The 5,215-nt window shown below is 63.0% G+C and carries 5 protein-coding genes and 1 pseudogene; 3 read left to right on the top strand and 3 right to left on the bottom strand.

From position 1 onward, the window contains the following. From EN925_RS22440 to uraH, 3 genes and pseudogenes are all read right to left on the bottom strand, one after another. Positions 1-466: pseudogene (locus EN925_RS22440) on the bottom strand (xanthine dehydrogenase molybdopterin binding subunit); the annotation flags it as partial. A 190-nt stretch (positions 467-656) separates the two neighbouring features. Then, entirely contained in the window at positions 657-2,138 is a 1,482-nt protein-coding gene (gene xdhA / locus EN925_RS22435) for a xanthine dehydrogenase small subunit (protein ID WP_127384915.1), read from the bottom strand. A gap of 3 nt (positions 2,139-2,141) precedes the next feature. Continuing rightward, on the bottom strand, positions 2,142-2,516 hold the full coding sequence (gene uraH / locus EN925_RS22430) for a hydroxyisourate hydrolase (protein ID WP_013528242.1): 375 nt from the start codon (positions 2,514-2,516) through the stop codon (positions 2,142-2,144). A 203-nt stretch (positions 2,517-2,719) separates the two neighbouring features. Here uraH and puuE point away from each other — a divergent pair, with 203 nt between their 5' ends. The 3 genes from puuE to EN925_RS22415 all read left to right on the top strand — a co-directional run. Beyond that, complete coding sequence (gene puuE / locus EN925_RS22425) at positions 2,720-4,138, top strand: allantoinase PuuE (protein WP_127369374.1); 1,419 nt, start codon at positions 2,720-2,722, stop codon at positions 4,136-4,138. 10 nt (positions 4,139-4,148) lie between these two features. Further along, positions 4,149-5,012, top strand: a complete 864-nt coding sequence (locus EN925_RS22420) for a bifunctional allantoicase/(S)-ureidoglycine aminohydrolase (protein ID WP_024501939.1) — start codon at positions 4,149-4,151, stop codon at positions 5,010-5,012. After that, on the top strand, positions 5,009-5,215 hold a 207-nt coding region (locus EN925_RS22415; protein WP_206632888.1), incomplete at its 3' end, for an ureidoglycolate lyase. The genes EN925_RS22420 and EN925_RS22415, both read left to right, overlap by 4 nt.

Below are 5,215 nucleotides of genomic sequence, written 5' to 3'. Positions count from 1 at the left end.
GAGACAGGTCCTTCTTCGGATCGAGCGCGCCGATGTCGGTGACGAAAGGCAATTCCTTGTATTCGACCTTTGCCAATCTTGTGGCGCGGCGCGCCTGCTCGCGAGTTTGCGCAATAACGCAGAAGATAGGCTGGCCGTAGAATTGCACCTTGCCGTCGGCAAGCACCGGCTCGTCGTGGCGGCCGGTCGGCGAAATGTCGTTTTCGCCCGGCACGTCACTGGCCGTCAACACGTCGACCACACCGGGCGCTGTACGCACCGCCGAAAGATCCATGCTGGTGATGGTGGCATGCGTGGCACCGGAAAGCCCTAGGCAGCCATGCAGCGTGCCTGATGGTTCCGGCATGTCGTCGATGTAGACGGCGGTACCGCTGACATGTTTGTGCGCGGAATCGTGGCGCTGATCGGTGGCGACGCCGCCAGCGATCTTTTCAGCCTTGAGGTTGGGGGCAGCGTGCTTGTTCATCGAATGCCTCTTTTCCCTTCTCCCCGCTCACGGGGAGAAGGTGGCCCGAAGGGTCGGATGAGGGGCGACGCTGACCGTGACTGGTTTGCAGATACCGATCGACGACGGCGCCGCCCCTCATCTGCCTGCCGGTATCTTCTCTCCGTGAACGGGGAGAAGGACGCTATTGGTTTGCTGGCGCTGATATGCATCACGCCGCCTCGTGCCGTGAGACCTGGAATGGCGCCTTGGTGCCGCTGGTCTCGGCAAAAAAACGCAACAGCAGGTTCTTTGCCGCCAGCGCCCGATATTCGGCGCTTGCCCGCATATCGGTCAGCGGCGTGAAATCATTGGCGTATTCGGCCATGGCCGCCTCGACCGTGGCCTCCGTCCAGGATTTGCCGAGCAGGGCGTGCTCGACACCGAGGGCCCGTTTAGGTGTCGCTGCCATGCCGCCATAGGCGATGCAAATGTCGGCCACCGTGCCGTCCTTGGCCAGTTCCAGGAAAAACGCGCCAAGGGCCGCGGTAATGTCCTCGTCGCGACGCTTGGTGATCTTGTAGACGGCAAACTTCGTTTCCTTGGCCGGCACCGGCACATGCACGGCCTCGACGAATTCACCCGGCTGCCGATCCTGTTTGCCGTAGGCGATGAAGAAGGTTTCCAACGGGATCGTCCGCTGCTTCTTGCCCTTGCGCAAGGTGAGACTTGCGCCAAGTGCGATCAATGGCGGTGGCGTATCTCCGATCGGCGAGCCGTTGGCGATGTTACCGCCGATGGTGCCCATGTTGCGCACCTGTTCGCCGCCGATGCGATCGAACAATGGCCCCAACGCCGGGATGCGCTTCGCCAATGTCGCGAAGGCGTCAGTGTAGGTGACGCCGGCGCCGATCGAAATGACGCCCTTGTCTTCCGAGATGGTGCAAAGCCCGTCGAGATCGCCGATGAAAATGGCCGGTGAAATATCGCGCATGTGCTTGGTCACCCACAGGCCGACATCGGTCGAGCCGGCCACGATGGTAGCGCCGGGTTCCTTGTCCAGCACGGCGGCGAAATCGTCGACATCGGCCGGCACGACCAGCCGCGCCTTGCCGGTTCCGATCTCGACCCGGGCGCCGTCACGCATGGCCTCGAGCCTCGCGGTGATCGCCTTGCGTTCCGTGGCCAGCGGGTCCTTTGCCGCCTTGCCGTAGCTGGAGATGGCATGCGCGGCGCGCATGATCGCCTCGTAGCCGGTGCAGCGGCAGAGATTGCCTTGCAAAGCCTTTTCGACATCCGCGTTCGAGGGATCAGGCGACTTCATCCACAAGCCATAGAGCGACATGACGAAGCCGGGCGTGCAGAAGCCGCATTGCGAGCCGTGGAAATCGACCATCGCCTGCTGCACCGGATGCAACTGGCCGGGTGAACCGCGCAGATGCTCGACCGTCACGACATGGGTGCCGTCGAGCGAGCCGAGGAAGCGGATGCAGGCATTGACGCTTTCATAGACCAAGCCGCCCTCCGACAGCTTGCCGACCAGCACGGTGCAGGCACCGCAGTCTCCCTCGGCACACCCTTCCTTGGTGCCGCGCAGCGAACGGTCGAGCCGCAGCCAGTCGAGCAAGGTCGCGTCGGGTGCCACCGACGAAAGCGCCACATCCCTGCCATTGAGAATGAAGCGGATTTCGTTGCGGATGCTAATTTTCGTCATGCCTCAGCTCCCCCTGTAGGTCGAGTAACCGTAGGGCGAGACCAGCAGTGGCACATGATAATGCACAGGCTCGGCCATGCCGAAGCGGATCGGTATCACATCGAGAAAGGCCGGTTTCGGCAGGCTCAACCCCTGCTGGCGCAAATAGTCGCCGGCGGCGAAGACCAGTTCGTATTCGCCGGTGCGGAATTCCGCGCCGGCGAGCAGCGGCTTGTCGCAACGGCCGTCGGCATTGGTGAGAACGGTCTTCAGATGTGTCCGCGCCTTGCCCTCGAGGTGATAGAGCGCGATCGACAGTCCCGCCGCCGGCTTGCCGGTCGCCGTGTCGAGAACATGGGTCGTCAGACGCCCGCCGTCGGCTTTCGACGTTTCTGCCATTGGCCGCCTCCCATTTCCGGTACGAGCGAATTGGCCCGGTACGGTCAAGTATCAACAGTGAATTGTGCGCCAATTAAAGGCGATGCATAAGTCCCGGTCGAGCGGAGTGCGACAAAAACACTTTCAAAAATTTTCGGGGGAATGCGAGAAGCACCCTTTCGATATTCTGATCATACTTCGGGCCGTGCCCGGCGGGAGGGACGATGCGTTACAGCAGAGACATGCGTGGCTACGGAGCCAATCCGCCGGACCCGAAATGGCCTGGCGGTGCACATGTCGCCGTGCAGTTCGTCGTCAATTACGAGGAAGGTGGCGAAAACTGCGTGTTGCATGGCGACAAGGCGTCCGAAGCCTTCCTGTCGGAAATCGTCGGCGCGGCACCCTGGGTGGGTCAACGCCACTGGAACATGGAATCCATCTACGAATACGGCGCCCGCGCCGGCTTCTGGCGGCTGCTCCGGCTGTTCACCGAGTCGCAAGTGCCGATCACCTGCTACGGCGTCGCCACAGCGCTCGCCCGTTCGCCGGATCAGGTAGCGGCCATGCATGACGCCGGCTGGGAGATCGCTTCGCACGGCTTAAGATGGATCGACTACCGCGACCACAGCGCCGAGGATGAGCGCCGCGACCTCGAGGCGGCGATCAAGCTGCACTACGAAGTGACCGGCGCGCGCCCGACCGGCTGGTATACGGGTCGCACATCGATCAACACGGTGCGGATTGTGGCGGAAGAAGGCGGCTTCGACTATGTGTCGGACACCTATGACGACGAGCTGCCGTACTGGTTCGAGCATGAGGGCGGCGCGCAACTCATCATCCCCTATACGCTCGACGCCAACGACATGCGGTTCGCCACGCCGCAAGGTTTCAACTCGGGCGACCAGTTCTTTGCCTATTTGAAGGACAGCTTCGATACGCTCTATGCCGAGGGCAAGGCCGGCCGGCCACGCATGATGAACATCGGCCTGCACTGCCGCCTCGTCGGGCGGCCGGGCCGGGTGGCGGCGCTGAAGCGCTTCGTCGACTATGTGAAGTCGCACGACAAGGTCTGGCTGGCGAGGCGCATCGACATCGCCAAGCACTGGCAAGAGGTCAATCCTTATCAACCGGCGGCACTCCGTCCATCGAAGATGGAATTCGAGACCTTCGTCCACACTTTCGGCGGCGTGTTCGAGCATTCGCCCTGGATCGCCGAACGCGCCTACGAACTGGAACTAGGCCCGGCGCATGACACTTCGGGCGGCCTGCACAATGCGCTTTGCCGTATCTTCCGCTCCGCCAGCGAAACCGAACGGCTTTCGGTGCTCAACGCCCATCCCGACCTTGCCGGCAAGCTGGCCAAGGCCAAACGGCTGACGGCGGAATCGACCAGGGAACAGGCCTCGGCCGGCCTCGACGCGCTGACCGACAAGGAGCGCGAACTGTTTTCCAAGCTCAACGCCGCCTACGTCACCACCTTCGGCTTCCCTTTCATCATCGCGGTGAAGGGCAAGACGAAGGAGGAAATCCTGGCGGAGTTCGAGGCGCGCATCGGCAACAGCCGCGGCGTCGAATTCGAGACCGCCTGCAAACAGGTCGAGCGCATCGCGCTGCTCCGCCTCAAGGACATGCTTCCGCAATAGGTTTGAAACCATGGATACGATCAGGATGCCCGAGCGAACCTATTACGCGCCACATGGCGGCCATTCCGGCCAGAACGAGCTTCTGACCGGCCGCGCCGTCTTCACCGAGGCCTATGCCGTCATTCCCCGGGGTGTGATGCAGGACATCGTGACCAGTGCGTTGCCGTTCTGGGACGAAACCCGCGTCTGGATCTTGTCGCGACCGCTATCGGGTTTTGCCGAGACGTTCTCGCAATACATTGTCGAGGTCGCGCCCGGCGGCGGCAGCGATCGGCCGGAACCCGATGCCGGCGCCGAAGGCGCTCTGTTCGTGGTCGAAGGCGAACTGACGGTTCTGCTTGCCGGCAAGACGCATGTGTTGCGGCCCGGCGGCTTTGCCTTCCTGCCGCCGGCCAGCGGCTGGACGGTTCGCAACGAAAGCAGGGCCGCCGTGCGCTTCCACTGGATTCGCAAGGCTTACGAGGTGGTCGACGGTCTCGATGTGCCGGAAGCCTTCTTCACCAATGAGCAGGAGATCGCGCCAACGCCGATGCCCGGCACCGAAGGCCGCTGGGCGACGACGCGGTTCGTCGATCCGGCAGATTTGCGCCACGACATGCACATGACCATTGTCACGCTGGAACCCGGCGCGGTCATTCCCTTCGCCGAGACCCATGTCATGGAGCACGGTCTCTATGTGCTGGAGGGTAAGGCCGTCTACCGCCTCAACCAGGACTGGGTCGAGGTCGAGGCCGGCGACTATATGTGGCTGCGCGCCTTCTGCCCGCAGGCCTGCTATGCCGGTGGCCCGGGTAAATTCCGCTATCTGCTCTACAAGGACGTCAACCGGCACGCCAAGCTCGGCGGCGCCGGCATCGCAAGGCGCGCGCTGTGACCCGTATCGTCGCGCGGCCGCTGACCCGCGAGGGCTTTGCCCCCTTCGGCGATGTCATCGACATGGGCGGCGACAACCACTACCCGATCAATGGCGGCAGGGCCGAGCGCTATCATGATCTGGCTACCGCCGAAGCAACCGGTCCGAACGCCCGCGTGCTGATCTCGATGGTGCGCGGCACGCCCTACGAATTGCCCCTGAAA

Source organism: Mesorhizobium sp. M7A.F.Ca.US.006.04.2.1 (assembly GCF_004022915.1).
In the GTDB taxonomy this organism is placed as follows: domain Bacteria; phylum Pseudomonadota; class Alphaproteobacteria; order Rhizobiales; family Rhizobiaceae; genus Mesorhizobium; species Mesorhizobium ciceri.
The sequence above is the reverse complement of the archived record's forward strand: the minus strand, read 5'-3'. Positions and strand labels throughout refer to the sequence as shown.